This window comes from Streptomyces sp. R-07, assembly GCF_049913175.1.
Taxonomy (GTDB): Bacteria; Actinomycetota; Actinomycetes; order Streptomycetales; family Streptomycetaceae; genus Streptomyces.
The window spans coordinates 4653690-4674688 of sequence record NZ_CP183978.1 but is presented as its reverse complement, the minus strand read 5'-3'; the positions used below and the strand labels follow the sequence as shown (position 1 = coordinate 4674688).

Annotated in this window: 17 protein-coding genes; 11 read left to right on the top strand and 6 right to left on the bottom strand. The window is 71.1% G+C overall.

What is annotated here, in order from left to right; translation table 11 throughout:
- Nucleotides 1-15: 15 nt before the first annotated feature.
- A complete protein-coding gene (locus tag ACN9M0_RS21415; RefSeq protein WP_019888619.1) occupies nt 16-375 on the bottom strand; it encodes an NADH-quinone oxidoreductase subunit A in 360 nt (119 codons plus the stop codon).
- A 659-nt stretch (nt 376-1034) separates the two neighbouring features.
- Between ACN9M0_RS21415 and ACN9M0_RS21410 the strand changes: the two genes are divergently transcribed.
- Entirely contained in the window at nt 1035-1910 is an 876-nt protein-coding gene (locus tag ACN9M0_RS21410) for a C40 family peptidase (RefSeq protein WP_366036535.1), read from the top strand.
- A gap of 231 nt (nt 1911-2141) precedes the next feature.
- On the opposite strand, the gene ACN9M0_RS21405 is transcribed toward ACN9M0_RS21410, so the two are convergent.
- Nucleotides 2142-3428, bottom strand: a complete 1287-nt coding sequence (locus ACN9M0_RS21405; protein ID WP_366036536.1) for a geranylgeranyl reductase family protein — start codon at nt 3426-3428, stop codon at nt 2142-2144.
- Nucleotides 3429-3604: 176 nt separating this feature from the next.
- Between ACN9M0_RS21405 and ACN9M0_RS21400 the strand changes: the two genes are divergently transcribed.
- Together ACN9M0_RS21400 and ACN9M0_RS21395 are read left to right on the top strand one after the other, a co-directional pair.
- Complete coding sequence (locus tag ACN9M0_RS21400) at nt 3605-4363, top strand: peptidase inhibitor family I36 protein (protein ID WP_366036537.1); 759 nt, start codon at nt 3605-3607, stop codon at nt 4361-4363.
- The gene (locus tag ACN9M0_RS21395) at nt 4360-5796 is read left to right on the top strand and encodes a phosphodiester glycosidase family protein (RefSeq protein ID WP_426404060.1); all 1437 of its coding nucleotides are present in this window, start codon (nt 4360-4362) and stop codon (nt 5794-5796) included. The genes ACN9M0_RS21400 and ACN9M0_RS21395 overlap by 4 nt, the downstream gene beginning before the upstream one ends.
- Before the next feature lie 14 nt (nt 5797-5810).
- On the opposite strand, the gene ACN9M0_RS21390 is transcribed toward ACN9M0_RS21395, so the two are convergent.
- A complete protein-coding gene (locus ACN9M0_RS21390; protein WP_366036540.1) occupies nt 5811-6506 on the bottom strand; it encodes a demethylmenaquinone methyltransferase in 696 nt (231 codons plus the stop codon).
- Between the two features lie 136 nt (nt 6507-6642).
- Here ACN9M0_RS21390 and ACN9M0_RS21385 point away from each other — a divergent pair, with 136 nt between their 5' ends.
- The gene (locus ACN9M0_RS21385) at nt 6643-6798 is read left to right on the top strand and encodes a hypothetical protein (RefSeq protein WP_366036541.1); all 156 of its coding nucleotides are present in this window, start codon (nt 6643-6645) and stop codon (nt 6796-6798) included.
- A gap of 12 nt (nt 6799-6810) precedes the next feature.
- On the opposite strand, the gene ACN9M0_RS21380 is transcribed toward ACN9M0_RS21385, so the two are convergent.
- The 3 genes from ACN9M0_RS21380 to ACN9M0_RS21370 all read right to left on the bottom strand — a co-directional run bounded on the left by ACN9M0_RS21380 (nt 6811) and on the right by ACN9M0_RS21370 (nt 9840).
- Nucleotides 6811-7410 (bottom strand): hypothetical protein, encoded by a 600-nt coding sequence (locus ACN9M0_RS21380; protein ID WP_366036542.1) that lies wholly within the window; start codon nt 7408-7410, stop codon nt 6811-6813.
- A gap of 7 nt (nt 7411-7417) precedes the next feature.
- On the bottom strand, nt 7418-8617 hold the full coding sequence (gene mqnC / locus ACN9M0_RS21375; RefSeq protein WP_366036543.1) for a cyclic dehypoxanthinyl futalosine synthase: 1200 nt from the start codon (nt 8615-8617) through the stop codon (nt 7418-7420).
- Nucleotides 8618-8967: 350 nt separating this feature from the next.
- A complete protein-coding gene (locus ACN9M0_RS21370; RefSeq protein ID WP_366036544.1) occupies nt 8968-9840 on the bottom strand; it encodes a menaquinone biosynthetic enzyme MqnA/MqnD family protein in 873 nt (290 codons plus the stop codon).
- A 261-nt stretch (nt 9841-10101) separates the two neighbouring features.
- Here ACN9M0_RS21370 and ACN9M0_RS21365 point away from each other — a divergent pair, with 261 nt between their 5' ends.
- From ACN9M0_RS21365 to ACN9M0_RS21335, 7 genes are all read left to right on the top strand, one after another.
- A complete protein-coding gene (locus tag ACN9M0_RS21365) occupies nt 10102-10305 on the top strand; it encodes a cold-shock protein (RefSeq protein ID WP_041130679.1) in 204 nt (67 codons plus the stop codon).
- Nucleotides 10306-10436: 131 nt separating this feature from the next.
- Nucleotides 10437-10835, top strand: a complete 399-nt coding sequence (locus ACN9M0_RS21360) for a DUF1992 domain-containing protein (protein WP_366036545.1) — start codon at nt 10437-10439, stop codon at nt 10833-10835.
- 55 nt (nt 10836-10890) lie between these two features.
- Nucleotides 10891-11397 carry a mycothiol transferase gene (locus ACN9M0_RS21355; protein ID WP_366036546.1) on the top strand — a complete coding sequence of 169 codons (507 nt, stop codon included), beginning with the start codon at nt 10891-10893 and terminating at the stop codon, nt 11395-11397.
- 103 nt (nt 11398-11500) lie between these two features.
- Complete coding sequence (locus tag ACN9M0_RS21350) at nt 11501-13732, top strand: FG-GAP repeat domain-containing protein (protein WP_426404059.1); 2232 nt, start codon at nt 11501-11503, stop codon at nt 13730-13732.
- A gap of 187 nt (nt 13733-13919) precedes the next feature.
- Nucleotides 13920-16151 (top strand): FG-GAP-like repeat-containing protein, encoded by a 2232-nt coding sequence (locus tag ACN9M0_RS21345; RefSeq protein ID WP_426404058.1) that lies wholly within the window; start codon nt 13920-13922, stop codon nt 16149-16151.
- An 89-nt stretch (nt 16152-16240) separates the two neighbouring features.
- The gene (locus tag ACN9M0_RS21340) at nt 16241-18538 is read left to right on the top strand and encodes an FG-GAP repeat domain-containing protein (protein ID WP_426404057.1); all 2298 of its coding nucleotides are present in this window, start codon (nt 16241-16243) and stop codon (nt 18536-18538) included.
- A gap of 70 nt (nt 18539-18608) precedes the next feature.
- On the top strand, nt 18609-20882 hold the full coding sequence (locus ACN9M0_RS21335) for an FG-GAP repeat domain-containing protein (RefSeq protein WP_426404056.1): 2274 nt from the start codon (nt 18609-18611) through the stop codon (nt 20880-20882).
- Nucleotides 20883-20999 lie beyond the last annotated feature (117 nt).

Genomic DNA, 20999 nt, shown 5'->3' with positions numbered 1-20999 from the left:
GTGCCCCTCAGCCCCTCAGTCCCATTCCAGGCCGCCGCGCCGCCACACGTACGCGTAGGCGACGAAGACGGTGAGCACGAAGAGCAGCATCTCCACGAGCCCGAAAAGCCCCAGGGCGTCGAAGGTGACGGCCCAGGGGTAGAGGAAGACGATCTCGATGTCGAAGACGATGAAGAGCATCGCCGTCAGGTAGTACTTGATCGGGAAGCGACCGCCCCCGGCGGGAGTGGGCGTCGGTTCGATGCCGCACTCGTACGCCTCAAGCTTTGCCCTGTTGTACCGCTTTGGCCCGATAAGCGTGGCCATGACCACGGAGAAGATCGCAAACCCCGCACCCAGGGCACCGAGCACGAGGACGGGCGCGTACGCATTCACGCTCCTCGCTCCTTCCAGTCGTCCTTGACCGTTGGACCGCACCGCCGGACCGTGAAAGATCGCCCCCATGTGAGGCAGTTCACAAGCCCGGCTGCCCCGCATCTTATGCCCGCCCCTCTGTGATCTGCGACACGGGGTACAGCAACGACTTTGTGATCTCCACCACCTGACGAAGGATCATGAAGTCGGATGAGCGGTGATCTTGTTGCGCGAAGCGCCCAGGTGATCACCAGATGTGACATCCGTACCGGAAATCGCTGCTCGGAGGGGGTGTCGCACTATCAAGTGTTGGCCACTACAAGCAAATTGGCGATGGACGCATCCGGGTGGTAAAGGAACGGCCCGTCGCCCGGTCGAGGGGTCGGGCGTACCGAGGTGGACGCGTGCGCGCATTCACGAGCCACGCTGTGACCTGCGTCACGTCACAGGAGCTTCAAAAGAAGAGGGCTTGGCCATGGGCGTCAAGAGGTGGTAAGCGTCGGGCAATTCGGGCGTTTCATCGAAAACCCGTGATCAAGGCCCGGATGAGCGATGCCCGTTTTGCCCGTTACGGCGTCAATAAGGGCGCCACAGAAGCGGATTAAGAGGTTCCGAACGTAACTGTGGCGCAACCCACGTTTCTTGAAGGGAACCGTGAAGCCCTGATAGCGGTTGTACCCATGTCCCACACCGCTCACATACCCAGCCACCGGAAGCCCCGCCGCAGCGCCTCGAAGCTCGCGCTCCGGGCCGGAGTTGCCGGTGGCGTCCTCGGCACCATCGCGGTGGCCGGTGCTGCCGGGCCGGCGAATGCCGAGCCGGTGACCGAGACCATCGAAATGCCCACCCTGGGCTCCCTCGACGCCGGCACCGGTCTCGCCAGTGCCGTCGCCGCCTCCGCCGAGGCCTCCCAGCAGGAGGCCCTCGACCAGAACCTCCAGACGCAGGAGGAGGCGGCGCTGAAGAAGGCCGCCAAGGAGGCCAAGACGGCCAAGGCCGAGGCCGACCGCAAGGCCGCGGCCGAGCGCGCCGAGAAGGCCCGCCTCAAGGCCGAGCAGGAGCGCAAGGAGGCCGCGGAGCGCGCCTCCCGCGACGCCGCGCGCACCCAGCTCTCCGCCACGAGCTCGTCGAACGACAGCGGCTCGTCGTCCGACGGCGGCTCCAGCACCTCGGACAACAGCACCCAGACGCAGGCCCCCTCCGGCTCCGCCGCCGCGATCGTGGCCTTCGCCAGGGCCCAGATCGGCGACGCCTACGTCTCCGGCGGCACCGGCCCCAACTCCTGGGACTGCTCCGGCCTCGTCCAGGCCGCCTACCGCGCGGCCGGCATCGACCTGCCCCGCATCTCGTACGAGCAGTCGAGCATGGGCACCTCCGTCTCCCTGAGCAACCTGCAGCCGGGCGACATCCTCTACTGGGGCAGCCGCAGCGGCTCGTACCACGTCGCCATCTACGTGGGCGGCGGCAAGTACGTCGGCGCGCAGAACCCGTCCTCCGGCGTGGTCGAGCACACCATGGACTGGGACACGCCCTCGGGCGCGGTCCGCATCCTCTGACCCGTCGCACAGCGACAGAAGGGCCGTCACTCCTCGGGGGAGAGACGGCCCTTCGGCCATGTACGGGGCGGGTGCGCGGAGGCCGGCAGGGCGCCGGTCAGCGGCGCAGGGCCTCGGCCGGCTCGATCCGGGAGGCCCACCAGGCCGGGTCCAGGCCGGCGACGAGACCCGTGGCCAGGGCGCGGGCGATGGCCACCCGCCGGCGCTCCCCGCCGGAGCGCCTGACGGGCGTCAGGACTTCGGGGCCACCTTCGACAGGCCGTTGATGATGCGGTCCATCGCGTCACCACCCGTCGGGTCGGTCAGGTTGGCCAGCATCTTCAGCGTGAACTTCATCAGAAGGGGGTGGGTCAGGCCGCGCTGCGTCGCGATCTTCATGACCTTCGGGTTGCCGATGAGCTTCACGAACGCGCGGCCCAGCGTGTAGTAGCCGCCGTAGGTGTCCTTCAGGATCTGCGGGTAGTTCCGCAGGGCCAGCTCACGCTGGGCGGGGGTCGCGCGCGCGTGCGCCTGGACGATGACGTCGGCCGCGATCTGGCCGGACTCCATGGCGTACGCGATGCCCTCGCCGTTGAACGGGTTGACCAGGCCGCCCGCGTCACCGACGAGCAGCAGGCCCTTGGTGTAGTGCGGCTGGCGGTTGAAGGCCATCGGGAGGGCGGCGCCGCGGATCGGCGTCGTCATGTTGTCCGGGGTGTAGCCCCAGTCCTCCGGCATGGACGCGCACCAGGCCTTGAGGACCTCGCGCCAGTCCAGCTCCTTGAAGGCGGAGGAGGAGTTGAGGATGCCGAGGCCGACGTTGGACGTGCCGTCGCCCATGCCGAAGATCCAGCCGTAGCCGGGGAGGAGCCGGTCCTGCGGGCCGCGCCGGTCCCACAGCTCCAGCCAGGACTCCAGGTAGTCGTCGTCGTGGCGGGGGCTGGTGAAGTACGTCCGTACCGCCACGCCCATCGGCCGGTCCTCGCGCCGGTGCAGGCCCATGGCGAGGGAGAGGCGGGTGGAGTTGCCGTCGGCGGCGACGACGAGCGGAGCGTGGAAGGTGACTTCGCGCTTCTCCTCACCCAGCTTCGCGTGGACACCGGTGATCCGGCCCGTACGGTCGTCGATGACCGGCGCGCCCACGTTGCAGCGCTCGTACAGCCGGGCACCGGCCTTCTGCGCCTGGCGGGCCAGCTGCTCGTCGAAGTCGTCGCGCTTGCGGACGAGTCCGTAGTCCGGGTACGAGGCGAGCTCCGGCCAGTCCAGTTCGAGCCGGACGCCGCCGCCGATGATCCGCAGGCCCTTGTTCCGCAGCCAGCCGGCCTCTTCGGAGATGTCGATGCCCATGGAGACGAGCTGCTTGGTGGCGCGCGGGGTGAGGCCGTCACCGCAGACCTTCTCCCGGGGGAACGCCGTCTTCTCCAGGAGCAGGACGTCGAGTCCGGCCTTGGCCAGGTAGTAGGCGGTGGTGGAGCCGGCCGGGCCTGCCCCGACGACGATCACATCTGCGGTGTGCTCGGAGAGGGGCTGCTCGGTCACGGCGGAGTCTCCCGGAATTCGGCGATGAGGACGTATCGCAGTCTATGGGGGCCGGGTACGGCCGGACCGGAGGGTCACCTCCCCGCCGGGAGGGTCACCGCCCCGGCGCCCCGGCAACTTCCCCCAGGGCGAACACCTGTTCCCCTGTGCCGAGCGTGAGGCCATGATGATCATCCGTGACCATCTTCCGTACCGGCACCCGTGCCGGCATACGGCAGGGCTCGCTGATCACAGCCGCCCTCGCCCTCCTCTGTTCACTCTTCTTCGTCCTGCCGGCGAACGCCGACCCCGTCGCCTTCGCCGACTGCCCGGCCGCCACGCTCTGTCTTTACGACGGAGCGAAGGGAACCGGCGCCCGCCAGGACTTCACCGCTGAGCAGCAGCTGAACTACGACACGACGGCCTGGGACGACAAGACGCTCTCGGCGAAGAACAACACGGCCCTGTGGGCCTGCGTCTACGTCGACACGCAGTACGGCGGGCTTCTCCAGACGATCATGCCGGGCAACGACGACGAGTACGCGACCGACGCCCGTTTCGCCGGGACCATCAGCTCCCACAAGCTGGTCCCGTCCCGGGCCCACTGCTTCACCGGCTACGAGCGCTGCCCCGACAACCGGGTCTGCACCTTCAAGGAGCCGGCCGGCCGAGGCACGATGACCGTCCACCTCCCGGCGACCGACTCCGCCACCAAGAACTACGGCAACAGCTACGGCACCGACGTCGCGCCGGCCAAGTCGGTCTGGAACCGGACCCAGAAGCACGTCTGCTTCTACCCCGAACCCACCTTCACCGGCAGCTGGACCGACCCGGCGGACGCCAAGAAGTACGGCGCGTACGTCGTGCTCCGCGGAGACAGCACCACCGTCCCGGCACCCTTCGCCGGGACCTTCCGCTCCCACGAGCTCGTCAACGGAACGGCGGAATGCCAGTGACCAGGAACCTCCGCCCGCTCGCGGCTCTCGCCGCCGCGGCCGTCGCCCTCACCCTGACCACCTCGGCCGCCGCCTCCCCCACCGTGGAGGAGCCGCCGAGCCCGCTGGGCGCCGGCTGGACCAAGCAGCTCCCGGTCGCCACCCTCGCCACCGGCGTCACCTACACCACCTGGAAGGAGACGACGCCCGACAATCGGACCAAGGGCCGCGTCCTCCGGGTCGTCGAGATCGACCCCACCGCCGGGGCGCTGACTCTGGAGAACACCTTCGGCAAGGGCTCCGGCGTGACCGAGAACGTCTACGACCAGCTCGACACGGTGTCCTCCGTCGACACCCGCGACCCGTACGCCGGCATCAACGGCAGCCTGTTCAAGTCCGAGGCCAAGCACCGCGACCACATCCTGCCGGCGGACGCCGAGGCCAGGACCATGATGTACCAGGGCGTCTCGGTCACCGACGGCGTACCGCACAGCTCCAGCTGCTGGGGCAACGGCCTCGGCACGAACGGTGCGGTGATCCAGTACGGCATCCCGTACATCACCAAGCTCCGCACGAACATGTCGCTGACCACCTCCACGGGCGCGACGATCCGACTCGACGACGTCAACCGGGATCCGGGCCGTGCCTGGGGCTGCGGGCGGGATGCCGAGGACAAGGCAGTCACCGAGGTCACCGGGCTCTACGCCGACCCGGACGAGATCGTCCTGTTCACCGACGACTACCAGTACCCGGTGCCCAAGCCGAACCTCGACACCCATGCCTACTTCACCGCCGACGACGACCCCGGCTTCGAGGTCGTCCTCGACGCGAACGGTTCCGTCGTCGACGCCCACGAAGGACGCGGCGGCGCGCTGGCCACCGACCAGGTCAAGGTCCCGGCCGGCGGGCGCATCCTCCAGGGCATCGGCACCGGTGCGAAGTGGCTGCGCGACAACCTCGTGCGCGACGACCGGGTGACCGTCGACCAGAAGCTGACCGACACGAGGCTCGGCCGGGAGATCCCGCTGGACGACTCGGTGGACGTCGTGAGCTCCTACCACCAGCTGCTGCAGTCCGGCGAAGTTCCCCCCGCCCTGCCCGACTCATGCACCGACGGCAAGGTGCCCGGCACGGACCCGGCGGTCCTGAACTGCACAGACTCGCGCACCGCGCTCGGCACCAACGTCAGGGGCAACCCGGTGCTGATCACCCTTACCGGTGACACGGGCATCGAGGACGGCGACTACCTGCGCAGGTTCGCCACTCTCCTCGACTCCAAGGAGCTCGGTCTGGTCGACGTCCTCAACCTCGACGGCGGCGGCTCGACCACCCTGCTGACCGGCAAGACGGTCCAGACCCCGCCGACGGACACCGTGGGTGGCGTGAAGGTGTTCCGGCACGTGGCGGACGCCGTGTACACGGGCGTCGGCGGCTACGGCATGTACGCGAAGTAACCCGAGGACGGTGGTCAGGCGGCCTTGAATCCCCGGTGCAGGGCGACGATCCCGCCCGACAGGTTCCGCCAGGCCACCTTCGACCAGCCGGCCTTCTGGAGCAGACCCGCCAGGGCCGGCTGGTCCGGCCAGGACCGGATGGACTCCGCGAGGTACACGTACGCGTCCGGGTTGGACGAGACCGCGCGGGCCACCGGCGGCAGCGCGCGCATCAGGTACTCCTCGTACACCGTGCGGAACGGCGCCCACGTGGCGTGCGAGAACTCGCAGATCACGACCCGGCCGCCCGGCTTCGTCACCCGGTACAGCTCGCGCAGCGCCTGGTCGGTGTCCTGGATGTTCCGCAGCCCGAAGGAGATGGTGACGGCGTCGAACACGTCGTCGCGGAAGGGCAGCTTCGTGCCGTCGCCCGCGGTGAACGGCATCCACGGATGGTTCCGCTTGCCGACCCGCAGCATGCCGAGGGAGAAGTCGCACGGGACGACGTACGCCCCCGCCCGCACGAACGGCTGCGAGGACGTCGCCGTCCCGGCAGCCAGGTCGAGGACCTTCTGCGCGGGCCGCGCGTCGACCGCCTTCGCGACCTCCTTGCGCCAGCGCCGGTCCTGCCCGAGGGACAGCACGTCATTGGTGAGGTCGTAGTTCGCCGCCACGTCGTCGAACATCGAGGCGACTTCGTGCGGCTGCTTGTCCAGGGAAGCTCGGGTCACCCGGCCATTGTGGCAGCCACCCCCATGGCGGGCGGGGACCGGCCCCGGCGCCCCCGAGAAATTTCCGCGACAGCGCTTCGACCTCGTCCCGGCGAGCGCGCTCAGGGAAGGGTGACAGTGCGACGAAGGGAGCGAGATGCCGTCACCGCTCGGCTCGGACGCGGGGTTCGAGCAGCCGGGCCTCCGGCTCACGCTGCTCACCGTCGTACGCGACCCCCGCTTCACCGATCTGCTGAAGTACGCGGACGAGTACCCGGTACAGAAGAAGGGCGCGCCGGTCCAGGGCGGGTGAGCCGGGTCCCGGCTACCGGCGCCGGTGGACCAGCCGGCCGCCGAGGACCGTCGCGACGCACGTCGACGCGCCGAGCCGGACCAGGGACGCCCGGTCGGGGACGTCGAAGACGGCGAAGCGGGCGGGGCCGCCCGGGACCAGGCCGGGCAGCAGCACCAGCGGCACCGGCGAGAACGACGGCGGGCCGGGGAGCCGCTCCGGGCGGCGGCCGACGGCGAGACCGGCCCGGCGCACGGCGTCCACGGCGGCCCGGCCGCGCAGTTCACCGGCGACGGCGACCGTCCCGTGCGCGAGGAGCCGCTGCACGCCGCGGCGCGCGGAGGCGCCGCGACGGGCGGGGTCGGCCCGGAAGATCTCCCGCGCCCGCTCCCCCGTGATCGGCTCGGTGCCGAACTCCTCGGCCTCCCGGGGGTCCGGGTGGTACGTCTCCTCGAGCAGCTCGGGCGCGTACAGGTTGAGGAGCCCGGGGGTGAGGATGCCGGGCCACCGCCGCACCCGCGCCTCCGGCCTGACGGCGGCCAGGTCCTCGTACGGGCCGACGGCGGCGACGAGGGCGCCGTCGACCAGGACGGCGCTCTCGGGGGTCGCCTCGGCGACGTGGAGGGTCAGCACGGGCGCGTCAGTTGGCGTCGAGGAGCTTCAGCTCGGGGTGCGCCGTGCCGCCCTCGATCGCGGTGGACGAGATGTGCGAGGCGACGCGCTCGTCGACCGGGTCGTTCGCCGGGTCGTCGTGGACGACGAGGTGCTCGTACGTGGTGCTGCGCTGGGCCGGGACGCGGTCCGCCGTGCGGATCATGTCGATCATCTCGCGCAGGTTGGAGCGGTGCTTGGCGCCGGCGGAGGAGACGACGTTCTCCTCCAGCATGATCGAGCCGAGGTCGTCCGCGCCGTAGTGCAGGGTCAGCTGGCCGATCTCCTTGCCCGTGGTCAGCCACGAGCCCTGGATGTGGGCGACGTTGTCGAGGAAGAGCCGGGCGATCGAGATCATCCGCAGGTACTCGAAGAGCGTGGCCTGCGTCCGGCCCTTGAGGTGGTTGTTCTCCGGCTGGTACGTGTACGGGATGAAGGCCCGGAAGCCGCCCGTCCGGTCCTGCACGTCACGGATCATGCGCAAGTGCTCGATCCGCTCGGCGTTCGTCTCGCCGGTGCCCATCAGCATGGTGGAGGTGGACTCGACGCCCAGCTTGTGGGCGATCTCCATGATCTCCAGCCAGCGCTCGCCGCTCTCCTTGAGCGGGGCGATGGCCTTGCGCGGCCGCTCGGGCAGCAGCTCGGCGCCGGCGCCCGCGAAGGAGTCGAGACCGGCGGCGTGGATGCGGGTGATCGCCTCCTCGACGGAGACGCCGGAGATGCGGGCCATGTGCTCGACCTCGGAGGCGCCGAGGGAGTGGATGACCAGCTGCGGGAAGTCCTTCTTGATGGCGGCGAAGTGCTTCTCGTAGTACTCGACGCCGAAGTCCGGGTGGTGGCCGCCCTGGAACATGATCTGGGTGCCGCCGAGCTCCACGGTCTCCGCGCAGCGGCGCAGGATGTCGTCGAGGTCCCGGGTCCAGCCCTTCTTCGTGTCCTTCGGCGCGGCGTAGAAGGCGCAGAACTTGCACGCCGTCACGCAGACGTTCGTGTAGTTGATGTTCCGCTCGATGATGTACGTCGCGATGTGCTCGGTCCCCGCGTACCGGCGGCGGCGCACCGCGTCGGCGGCGGCGCCCAGCGCGTGCAGGGGCGCCGAGCGGTAGAGATCGAGCGCCTCCTCGGGGGTGATCCGGCCACCCGCGGCGGCGCGGTCGAGAACAGACTGGAGTTCGGCCTTCTCGGTCACCGGGTGCGTCCCTTTCGGAGGGGTTATGACAGACCGAGCCAGCCTACGCCAGCGCTCCTCGCGGCTTCCGCAGGGTGCCGGTCGGTTGCCGGTCCCCGGCCGCCGGCGTCCGGGGACGGGATCGGCGGGCGAGGGACGGGTGGGCGTCCGGCGAATACCCGGTGAATTACGGGTGCGGCGGCTTACCGGTCCGCATACCGGTCCGCATACCGGTCCGCCGGGCGGCGCCGCCTTACGGTCCGGCGAGCTGCGTCGCCGTATTCCCGGCGGTGTCCGGAAAGGCGCGTCCGGTGCACCCGCCGGGTGCACCGGTATTTCTTTCCCGCACCATTCCCCGCGGGCTCCGCCGCTTATCGCGTCGGCCGCGGCAGGAGTTCCACCGCGACGTCCGCCGGGAAGCCGGTCGTGGGGCCGGTGCGGCGGGCGAACTCCCGTACACCCGCGAGCTGCTCGGGGCCGAATCGGAAGTCGAGGGTGCGGAAGTACCGCTCCAGGAGTTCGGCGTCGAAGGTCTCCCAGCGGGCGGCCTGCTCGGCGACCTTGGCGACCTCTTCGAGGGAGAGGTCGCGCGAGGCGAGGAACGCCTGGTGCACCTCGTGGACGGTCTCCGGCTCGCGCGCCAGGAAGTCCTTGCGCGCCGCCCAGACGGCGAAGACGAACGGCAGGCCCGTCCACTCCTTCCACATGAGCCCCAGGTCGTGGACCTGGAGGCCGAGCCGGGGCGCGTCCTGCAGGGAGGCCCGGAGGGCGGCGTCGCCGATGAGGACGGCGGCCTCCGCCTCCTGCATCATCAGGCCGAGGTCCGGCGGGCAGGTGTAGTAGTCGGGCCGGACCCCGTACTGCTCGGCCAGGAGCAGCTGGGCGAGGCGTACGGAGGTGCGGGAGGTGGAGCCGAGCGCCACGCGCGCGCGGTCGAGCTCCGCCAGGGGCCGCTGGGAGACGATCACGCAGGACATGACGGGCCCGTCGCAGCCGACGGCGATGTCCGGGAGCGCGACCAGGTCGTCGGCGTTGCGGAGGTACTCGACGAGGGTGATGGGCCCGATGTCGAGGTCGCCCCGGACGAGCCGCTCGCTGAGCTTCTCCGGGGTGTCCTTGGTGAGCTCGAGATCGAGGAGCGTCCCGGTCCTGGCCAGACCCCAGTAGAGGGGGAGGCAGTTCAGGAACTGGATGTGTCCGACGCGGGGCCGGCTGCGCTGCTGGTCGTCGGTTGCTTTGTCCACATCGCGAGGCTAGACCCGTCTCGCACTGTGGGCATCGGCGGGGCACTCGCGTCAGCGCACGGAACGGAATCAAACATGCGGGTGACGTGATCTTTCCCTCTACCGCCCCGAGCACCCTGCGTGCTACGCTCAACGCAAGTTGCAGTTTGGTTTCCCTTGCAGTACAGAGCCTGCGGAGCATGTGACCCGCAGGCTTTTGTAGTTTTCAGACTTGTTTGCAGGTTCTGGAGCAGGGCGACCCTTTGGCCCATAGGAGGGCTCATGGCTACCGGAACCGTGAAGTGGTTCAACGCTGAAAAGGGCTTCGGCTTCATCGCCCAGGACGGCGGCGGCCCGGATGTCTTCGTCCACTACTCCGCGATCAACGCGAACGGCTTCCGTTCGCTCGAGGAGAACCAGGTCGTGACCTTCGACGTCACGCAGGGCCCGAAGGGCCCGCAGGCGGAGAACGTCTCCCCGGCCTAAGTTGCCCGGGTCGGCGGACACGCACGACTAGAGCAGTACCCAAGGAGCCCCGCTCCGTGCCTTTCGGCCGAGCGGGGCTCCTGCCTTTTCCCGGACCGCCCCGTGGGGCGGCGGGTACGTAGTCTGGACACATGACCGAACGCAAGCCGCCCGGAGTCAGCTTCGAGTCATTCGTGGACAAGCAGATCCGCGAGGCCACGGAGCGCGGCGAGTTCCGGAGCCTGTCCGGCTTCGGCAAGCCCCTCCCCGACGACTCGGCGCCCTACGACGAGCTGTGGTGGATCAAGGGCAAGATGCACCGCGAGGGCGCGTCCGTGCTGCCGCCCTCCCTCGCCCTGCGCAAGCAGGCCGAGGACGCGGAGGCGGCGGTGGCCGCGGCCGTCTCGGAGAGCCAGGTCCGCCGCATCCTCGGGGAGATCAACACCAGGATCGCCGAGGCCCTCGTCCGCCCGCCGGCCGGTCCCCCGCTGCACCTGAAGCCCTTCGACGTGGAGGCGACGGTGGAACGGTGGCGGCAGGATCGTTCCTAGACACCCCCTCTACACCCCCTCCGCACCCCCAGGTCCCCGACCCTGAGGAGCCCCGATGAACAGCGCCGGTCTGCTGGTCGACTCGTTCGGCCGGATCCGTGAGGTCGTCCACGAGGCCGTGGAGGGCCTCACGGACGAGGAGCTCGCCGCCCGCGTCGATCCCGACGCCAACACGGTCGCCTGGCTCGTCTGGCACCTCACCCGGGTCCAGGACGACCATCTCGCGGACGCCTTCGACACGGACCAGCTGTGGACCTCGGACGGCTGGGCGGACCGCTTCGGGCTGCCCTTCCCGAAGCGCGCCACCGGCTACGGCCAGACGAGCGAACAGGTCGGCGCGGTCCGCGCCCCGGCCGAGCTGCTGCTCGGCTACCACGACGCCGTGCACGCCCGCACCGAGGAGCTGGTCCGCACGCTCACGAACGCGGACCTGGACCGGATCGTCGACACCCGCTGGGACCCCCCGGTCACCCTCGGCGTCCGGCTGGTCTCGGTGATCGCGGACGACCTCCAGCACGCGGGGCAGGCGGCGTACGTCCGGGGGGTCGTGGAACGGCGGTGACGTCGGACGGCGGTGGCTGATAGCCTCCGGCCGATCTTGACGAGAGGCGATGCTCCGGTTGGGGGGCACCACCGGCCGCCTCAGCTCCAGGGGGAGGCCTTTCTTGGACCGCCACGTCCGCACACCCGTTTCCCGGCGTCGCCGTCTCGGCGCGGCGGTTCTCGTCGCACTCGCCGTCACGGCCGGTGCGCTCGCCACGCCCGCCGTCGCCGCGCCGGCCACGGGCGTCAGCGCCGGCACGACCGCCACCACCACCGCGTACCCGCCGCAGGCAGGCCTCTGGAGCCTGGGCCGCACGGGCTTCCTCACCTGGCCGGAAGAGGTATCCCCCGCCCACTGGACGCGGCTCTCCGACGGCGCCGTGACCGCCTTCCCCGCCGGTCACACCGTCCTCGGCTCCCGTGACTCCGACGTCGTGATCGACGAGGCGGGCAGTGCCGTCGCGCTCAGGGACATGGCGGCGGGCACAGAGCTGTTCCGGATCGACCTCGCGTGGTACGGCACGGGCAGCCGGGTGGCGGGCGCCATCCGCTCCACCCTCTTCGTCTCCACCCCCAACGCGGCAGGCGGCGAGAACCTGCGCCTCTACACCCCCGCCGACGGCGGCCTGCCGGCGTCCCGGTCGGTGACCGGGCTGCCCACCGACGCCACCGGGCTGTGGGCCGCGGGCGTCGCCGGTGACAGCGCCCTGATCACCTACCGGACCGGTTCGGGCGCGGCGTGGGCGCTCCTCGACCTCACGACCGGCGCCGTGACCTCCCACCGCCAGGCCCCGAACCTCCGGGACGCGGCCGTGTCCGCCACATACGTCGCCTGGACGGAGCAGTCCGCCGGCGGGAGCGCCACCGTGGTGGCCCTGAACCGCGCCACCGGCACGGTCCAGCGAATCCCGCTCGCCGCGCAGGACCGCGTGGTCCTCGGTCTGGTGGGGAACTGGGTCACGTACGGCCAGACCGACGGGCTGCGGGCCTACGAGCCCAGCCCGCTCCTCGCGCTCACCGCCCGCGACCTGAACACCGGCACGACCCGCAAGCTCCTCGACCACGTCGTCTCGGACGTCGACGGGCCCGACGGCACGAACGCCGTCCACGGCGGCACCGTCGCCCAGGGCCAGGGCCTGTACCGGATCGCCCCGGGGACCGGCGGGGTGCCGGTCGCCACCCTCCTGGCACCCAGCGGCGAGCCGACCAAGGTCGACCTGCTGGGCCACAGCATTCCGGCGACGATCGACCTGAGCCGCAACCGGACCTTCGACCTGAAGTGGCGGCTCTCGCGCATCAACGTCACGATGACCCTCACCCTGCGCAACACCCGCACCGGCGACACCAAGGTCGAGCACATCGCCCCGCTCTCGGAGCAAGCCTCGGACTTCACCTACGCCCACTACATCTGGGCCGGGGACGTCCGTTGGCCGACCGAGCCGGACCGGTCGACGGGCGCTCCGGCCGGCCCGTACACCTGGCGGATCGACGCCAAGCCGCTCAACGGCATCGGCCCGACGCTGACGACGTCGGGCTCCTTCACGGTGGTCCGCAGCAAGCCGCAGCCGCACGACTTCGACAGCGACGGCTCGCCGGACCTGCTCATGCGGGACACCACGGGCCGTCTGCTGCTCGCGGACACCTTCCGAAGCAGGGACTGGAGCAGCGGCTACGAGGTCCTCCAGGAGCACCACTTCAAGGTCGTCGGGCAGGGCTTCGGGATCTACGACAAGATCGAGGCCACCGGGAACCTCGGCGGCTCGGGCGTCGGCGACTTCGTCGCCCGCGACAAGGCCGGGGTGCTGTGGCTGTACAAGGGGCGCGGCGACGACACCTTCAGCGCTCGCATCCGGATCGGCGGCGGCTGGGGCGTCTACACCCGGCTCACCGGTGGCAGTGACCTGACCGGCGACGGACGCGCCGACCTCGTCGCCGTCGACACGGCCGGGGTGCTCTGGATGTACCCGGGCACCGGCAGGGACACCGCGCCCTTCGCCGCCCGGAAGAGGATCGGCTCCGGCTGGGGTGTCTACGACCAGCTCACCGCCGTCGGAAACCTGGCCGGGGGTCCTGCCGGTGACCTCGTCGCCCGGGACCGGGCCGGCGTCCTCTGGCTCTACCTCGGCAAGGGCGACGGCACGTTCGCGCCCCGGACCCGGCTCGGCGGCGGATGGGGCGGTTACGGCCGGCTGGTCGGCATCGGGGACGCCGACCGGGACGGCCGCCCGGACCTGTACACCGAGGGGTTCCTGTACCGGGGATCGGGCAACTGGGCGGCGCCGCTGCGGCCGCGCGAGGAGACGTCTCCGTACTACTTCTGGACCACCGCCGTCACCTACAACCACTTCGTCTGACGCGACGACTTGACCGCGAGGCAGGGGGCGGCGCAGGTCCGGGGTCTGGTGGAGCGGTGGGCGTAGACGTACAACACCCCGAAAATTCCTCGGGCTTGCGTACAACCCTCCTGGTCGGTCAAGAGGTCTGAAACGGGTACGGCATGCGCCGTACCCGTTTTCACTGGGGGTTTCCTTGCAGCACCGTATGTCCGGGCGCCGACTGGTCGCCGCACTGCTCACGCTGTCCACGGTCACCGCCGTGACCGGCACGCTCGTCGCCGTCCCGGCCGTCGCGGCCGTCCCGACGGCCGTCGCCGGGGTCACCGCCGCCGCCGACGCGGCGAACCTGCCGGTCGACGCCGAGGTCGTCAGCGTCGGGGACACCGGCTACCTCACGTCCCGCAAGGACGACGCCGGCTCCGCGGTCCTGGAGTGGCACAAGTACGCCGACGGGTCGGTGTCGCGGATCAACAGCGGCACCGTCGGCTACGACAGCAACTCGGACACCGTCGTGACCAGCGACGACGGCGGCAGCATGTTCGTCCTGACGAACATGAAGGGCGCCACCCCCACCTACGCGTCCATCAACGTCGGGGCCGCGGTCGGCGGCGGGGCGAAGCTGGTCGGCGTCGTCAACGAGAACCTCTTCGTGAGCGTCCCGACCACCGAGGACTACCACGACCTGTACCAGCTCTCGTCCGTCAACGGGACGGTCCGGAAGGTCAAGATCTCCTCGCGTCCCAAGAACATCGACTACAAGGTCGTCGCCTCCCACGGCAACGACTTCGTCGTCCTGGGCAGCGTCCGGGAGCCGTACATCCCCACCGACCGGATCGTGTACTGGTACGCCAAGTCGAACGTCGGCAGCGGCTCCGTCCTCGACTGGGGCGGCAGCTCGGGCACCGCCGAGTGGGACCAGTCCTCGACCGGCGCCCTCACCGCCGACTGGGAGGCGTGGGTCCACGCGGCGCAGGAGGGCGGCCTCGAGATCAGCGCCAAGAAGCTCGGAACCGCCACGGTCACCCGCTTCCCGCTGACCGGCGATCTGACCCGTGCCGTCGTCGCGGGCGTCGTCGGGGACACGATCCTCTACGGCGTCCCGGGCACCGCCACCGCGGAGACGCCGAGCCCGCTGTACGCGCGGAGCCTCACCGACGCCTCGGCCCAGCCGTACAAGGTCCTGGACAACTTCTCCAGCGTGGCCCACGCGCCCGACGGCACCCTGCTCGTACGCGGCTTCGGCTCGGACGGTGACGGTCTCTTCCGGATCACCGGCAGCGGCGACACCCGCCCGCAGGTCGCCCTGGAGTCCACCACCGGCCGCGTCATGGCCGTGCAGTTCACCGACTCCCAGGTCCCCGCCGCCATCGACCTGGAGAAGGCCGGCTCCACGCCGTCCCTGTCCTGGACCCTGTCGCGCGGCAACGCCGCCGTCGACGTCACGCTCACCCACATCGGCACCGGCAAGAAGCTCACCAAGCGCCTCGACGCGCCGGTCTCGGGCCGCTTCACCTTCACCTGGGACGGCCTCCTCGACGGCGTCAGCGCCCCCAACGGCGCGTACACCTGGAAGGCCACCGCCACCCCGACCGACGGCATCGGCGGCCCGGCGAGCATCTCCGGCGGCTTCCAGGTCCAGCGCCAGGCCAACGCCCACGACCTGAACGACAACGGCTCGACCGACGTCATCGCCCGGGACTCCGCGGGCGGCCTCTGGCGGGACGACCTCTTCGACTGGCCCGTCGGCGGGCAGGCCAAGCCCGCCCGCCGGACGAAGATCGGCACGGGCTGGCAGACGTACCGGCAGATCGAGGCCGTCGGCGACATCGCCGGCACCTCCCACGGCGACGTGATCGCCCTGGACGGCTCGGGCTCGCTCTACCACTACCTCGGCAGGGGCGACGGCACGCTGGCCTCCCGCGTGAGGATCGGCGGCGGCTGGGGCGGCTACAAGCAGCTCACCGGCGGCTCCGACCTCAACGGCGACGGCAGGTCGGACCTCCTCGCCACCGACACCTCCGGCGTCCTGTGGTTCTACAAGGGCACCGGCTCCTCCACCACGCCCTTCGCCCCGCGCGTCCGCGTCGGCGGCGGCTGGGGCGTCTACAACCAGATCACCGCCACCGGCAACATCGCGGGCGGCGCCGGCGGAGACCTCGTCGCCCGCGACACCTCCGGCGTCCTCTGGCTCTACCTGGGCACCGGCAACCCCACCGCGCCCTTCGCCTCCCGGATCCGGATCGGCGGCGGCTGGGGGGCCTTCACCCAGCTCGTCGGCGCCGGCGACGTCACGAACGACGGCCGCCCCGACCTGATCGCGTACGGCCCGGGCGGCACCGCCGTCTACCGCTCCACGGGGACGGCCACGGCCCCGTTCAGCCGCCAGACGACCACGCTGTACACGGGCGAGGGCACGAAGTTCAACAGCGTCGCCTGACGCGTACAACCTCTTGATCACCTTGCGGGTCTGACCGGGCGTCGTACACACGATCGTGTGGCGACGTCCGGTTCACCTGGGGGGAAACCTTGAGTTCCGTACGCATCACGCACCGGCACGTCGCCGCCGCCGTCGCCACCGTCCTCGCCGTCACCCTCGGCGCCGGGGCGCTCGCGGCCCCGGCGGCCGTGGCGGCGCCCACGGCCGGGACCGCCGAGGCCGGGATCGCCGAGGCCGAGACCGCCGCCGAGGCGCCGGTCGCGTTCCCGGCGGGCACGAACCTCGCAGCGGCGGGGAAGACCGGCTTCCTGACCCGTAAGTACACCGGCGACAAGCCGGAGTTCCGCTGGACGCGGTACGCGGACGGCACGTCGACCCCGATCGACGCGACGGAGGTCGACAGCACCGCGTCGGACGTCGTCGTGGCCGGGGACTCCGAATTCGCCCACAAGTTCAAGATCGTGAAGCTTCACGACATGGCCACCGGCGCGGCGCCCGTCACCATCGACCTCGGCGCGCTCGGGGCGACCTACGTGAAGGCCGTCGGCCCCGCCTCGGTCCTCGCCCGCGTGAAGAACGGGGACGGCTCCCTGGAGCTGCGCCTCCTCACCGGCGAAGGCGGTGCCGTCACGCAGAAGACGGTCTCCGGCCTGCCCGCGAACGCCTTCTTCTTCTCCTCCCCCGCCCAGGACGGCTCCGTCCTCGTCACGTGGGCTACGGGCGACGGCACCACGAGTACCGCGAATACCACCCACTTCGGTGTCGTCGACCTCGCCACCGCCACGGTGACATCGACCCACGAGACGCCCACGACGAGCGTCTCCGCCGCTTCCTTCTCCGCCACGCACCTGACGTGGCGGGAGTGGAGGAACGACGGGATCCGGCTCGTCACCGCCGACCGTGCCACCGGCGAGGAGAAGCGGATTCCGCTGTACAGCGACGTGGACAGCGTCACCGGCCTGGTGGGTCCGTGGGCGGTGTACGCCACGTCCACCTCCGCCGGTCAGGACATGGACGAGCCGCTCCCCCAGATCCCGCTCACGGCCAAGTCCCTCACCTCCGACGAGTCGGTCACGCTCCTCGACCACGCCCTCTCCGCCCTGCCCGCCCCCGACGGCACCCTGCTCGTGCAGGGCGGCACCGTCGAGCACGGCGAGGGGATGTACCGGATCGCGCTCGGCCAGGACGGGAAGCCGGCCGCCGAGCTGGTCGCCTCCACCGGCGAGCCCACCAAGATCGTGTACCTCGGATCCCTGGTCCCGTCCACGATCGTCCTGGACGAGCGCACGGACCCCGTCCTCAAGTGGCGGCTGTCCCGGGTCAACGCCGACGTCGACCTCACGATCACCCACCGCCGGACCGGCCAGAGCTTCTCGAAGAAGCTGCACCTGTACCGCGAGTCCGCCGGCGCCTACGCCATCGACGACCAGACCTTCGGCATCCACTGGTCCGAGATCGCACAGGACTCGGCGATGGGCCGGGACGCCCGCATCGGCGAGTACGACTGGAAGTTCACGGCCACCCCGCAGAACGGCATCGGCCCGGCCGTGACCGCCTCCGGCGCCTTCTGGCTCGCGAAGCCCTCCGACGCGCACGACTTCAAGAACAACCGCACCCCGGACCTGCTGGCCCGGGACGCCTCCGGCACGCTGTGGCGGGTCGACACCACGTACGACATGACCAGGAAGAGCCTCGTCCCGGCCGGTTCGCCCCTCAGGGTCGGCGGCGGCTGGAACACCTACGACCGGATCGAGGCCGTCGGCGACCTCGTCGAGCACGGCGCCGCCGACTTCGTCGCCCGCGACCGGGACGGCGTGCTCTGGCTGTACACGGGCGTCGGCCCCGGCTCCGACGCGACCTTCCCGACCCGCACGCGGATCGGCGGCGGCTGGAACACGTACACCCAGTTCACCGGCGGCAGCGACCTCACCGGGGACGGCACGCCGGACCTCGTCGCCACCGACAAGGCCGGCGACCTGTGGCTCCACCAGGGCGTCGACAACCGCTCCACCCCGTTCGCTGCCCGCAAGAAGATCGGCCACGGCTGGGGGATCTACAACCGGATCACCGCCACCGGCAACCTCGGCGGCAACGCCGCCGGAGACCTCGTCGCCCGCGACAAGGACGGCGTCCTCTGGCTGTACCTCGGCAAGGGCGACGGCACCTTCGCGCAGCGCCGGAAGATCGGCGGCGGCTGGAACGCGTACACGGACGTCGTCGGCATCGGCGACGCCAACAAGGACGGGCGCCCCGACCTCCTCGCGTACGGCCCGGGCAACACCTCGTACTTCTACTCCGGCTCGGGCGGCTACGAGGTCCCGTTCTGGGACCGCCGGGTCAGCACCTCCCTGAACGGCGCCACCACCCCCTACAACCAGGTCTCCTGACGCACCGCCCACCGGGCGCGCCCTCCGGCGCGCCCGGGTCCTTCTCCCCTCCTCACGAAGGATCGACCACGTGCACTCCCGTACCTCCCGGCGCCGCCTCGCCGTCGCCGTGACCGCCGTCCTCGCCGTCACGGCGGGCGCGGCCCTCACCGTCACCCCGGCGGTCGCCGCCCCGGCGGCCCCGGTCGCCGTCGCGGCCCCCGCCGCCGCCACCGCGATCGGCGTCCCCGACGGCGCCCGTCTCGTCAGCGCGGGCGCCACCGGCTTCCTCAGCCGTCAGATCAGCTCCGACTTCACGTCCACCTCCTACTGGACGAGCTACACCGACGGCACGACCAGGACCCTGGAGTCCGGCTACACATACGACGGCGGCCGGTCGGACTTCGTCGTGGCGCACAAGCCGACCGAGACCCGCTACCGGCTGCTCGACATGGCGCACCCGGACGCCGAGCCGATCGGGCTGACCTACGGCGACCAGCGCTACACCCTCGCCGGGGTGGCCGGCGAGACCCTGGTCATGACGTACTACGACTACAGCCGCGCGAACGCGCTCGACGCGTTCCTCATGAGCCGGCCGGACGGCTGGTCGTCCTCGCCGGTCACCCGTGACCTGGCGCTGCCCTTCGACGCGCGGGACGTGCGCGTCGCGGCCACCACCCCCGACACGGCCCTGATCCAGTACAAGAAGGGCACCGGCAGCGAGTCCGAGTACTTCCTCGCCACCGCCGAGCTCGCCACCGGCACGATCACCGAGACCGTCTCCGTCGGCACCACCGCGCCCAAGGACGGCATCCACCTGACGGCCACCCACTTCGCGTGGGTCGCCAACCCGACCGGGACCGCGGCCCAGTTGGTCACCGTGCCGCGCGGCGGCGGCCAGCGGACCTCCGTACCGCTCGGCGCCACCTACGCCGGCACCCGGCTCGACGCCGCCGTCCTGGGCGGCTGGGCCGTGACGGCCGAGAAGGGCGGCGGCACCGCCACCTACGCCTCCGCGCAGTTCCCGCTGACCGCGCGGTCCCTGACCGACCCGAGCACCACCGTCAGGCTCCTCGACCACGTCGACTCGACGGCCTCGGCCCCCGACGGCTCGCTGCTCGTGCGCGGCGGCTCGCTGACGGGCGGCGGCGAGGGCGTCTACCGGATCGCCACCGGCGAGAGCGGCGCTCCGACCGTCACGCAGGTCGCGGCCACCGGCCAGAGGACCGAGCTCGCCTTCTCGGGGGCCCCGCAGGTCCCGGCCACCGTCGACCTCGACGCGAGCGGCGGGACCGCCACCCTCGCCTGGGCCCTGAACCGGTCCAACGCCCAGGGGACCGTGACCCTGCGGCACGTCGCCACCGGCAAGCGGGCCCAGATCTCCTTCAGCGGCTACGACGGCCCGGTCCACGAGACGGGCGTCGTGACCTTCAACTGGGCCGGTCTGGTCGCCCCGGCCGCCGGCGGTGTCGGCTCCTTCGCGCCGAGCGGCGACTACGTCTGGGAGTTCAGGGCGAAGCCGCTCAACGGCATCGGACCCGACCTCGTGAAGTCGGGCGGCTTCAAGGTCCTCCGCAAGGCCGGCCCGCACGACTACACGAACAACGGCAGCCCGGACCTGCTCGCGCGCGACTCCTCGGGCCACCTCTTCCGCGACGACACCGTGAAGGTCCCGTCCTCCCCGGAGGTCTACTCGCCCGAGCGCGTGCAGATCGGCACCGGCTGGCAGATCTACAACCAGCTGGAGGCCGTCGGCAACATCGCGGGCGCCACGGCCGGCGACGTCGTCGCCCGCGACTCCTCGGGCGTCCTCTGGGAGTACCTCGGCAAGGGCGACGGCACGTTCGCGGCCCGCTGGAAGATCGGCTCCGGCTGGAACGCGTACAACAAGATCACCGGCGGCAGCGACCTGAACGGCGACGGCCGCTCCGACCTCCTCGCCACCGACACCTCCGGCGTCCTGTGGTTCTACAAGGGCACGGGCGACTACCGGGCCCCGTTCGCGGCCCGTGTCCGGGTCGGCGGCGGCTGGGGTGTCTACAACCAGATCACGGCCGTCGGGAACATCGCGGGCTCGGTCCACGGCGACCTCGTCGCCCGCGACACCTCGGGCGTCCTCTGGCTGTACCAGGGCACGGGGGCCGGCACGTTCTCCGCGCGGGTCCGGATCGGCTCCGGCTGGGGCTCCTTCACGTCCCTCGTCGGCGTCGGCGACTTCGACCGCGACGGCCTGAACGACCTGTACGCGGTCAGCCCCTCCGGCTCCCGCCTCTACGCGGGCACGGGCAACGCGACGGGCCCGTTCAAGCCGGGCGTGTACACGTCGGTGCACTCGGACGCGGCCCGGTTCAACTCGGTGTTCTGACCGGGGCGTCGGGGCCCCACGCGTACCTCTACGGCGGCACGGATCCTGGAGCTCGCCGTTCCGCCCGCGCAAGGCGGTCGGCGTGATCCCCGAGGGCACGGTCACCTTCAACCACTT

Coding starts and splice junctions, on each gene's coding strand:
- ACN9M0_RS21410 (WP_366036535.1), top strand. CDS start 1,035: ATGTCCCACACCGCTCACATACCCAGCCACCGGAAGCCCCGCCGCAGC.
- ACN9M0_RS21385 (WP_366036541.1), top strand. CDS start 6,643: ATGCCGTCACCGCTCGGCTCGGACGCGGGGTTCGAGCAGCCGGGCCTC.
- ACN9M0_RS21365 (WP_041130679.1), top strand. CDS start 10,102: ATGGCTACCGGAACCGTGAAGTGGTTCAACGCTGAAAAGGGCTTCGGC.
- ACN9M0_RS21360 (WP_366036545.1), top strand. CDS start 10,437: ATGACCGAACGCAAGCCGCCCGGAGTCAGCTTCGAGTCATTCGTGGAC.
- ACN9M0_RS21355 (WP_366036546.1), top strand. CDS start 10,891: ATGAACAGCGCCGGTCTGCTGGTCGACTCGTTCGGCCGGATCCGTGAG.
- ACN9M0_RS21345 (WP_426404058.1), top strand. CDS start 13,920: ATGTCCGGGCGCCGACTGGTCGCCGCACTGCTCACGCTGTCCACGGTC.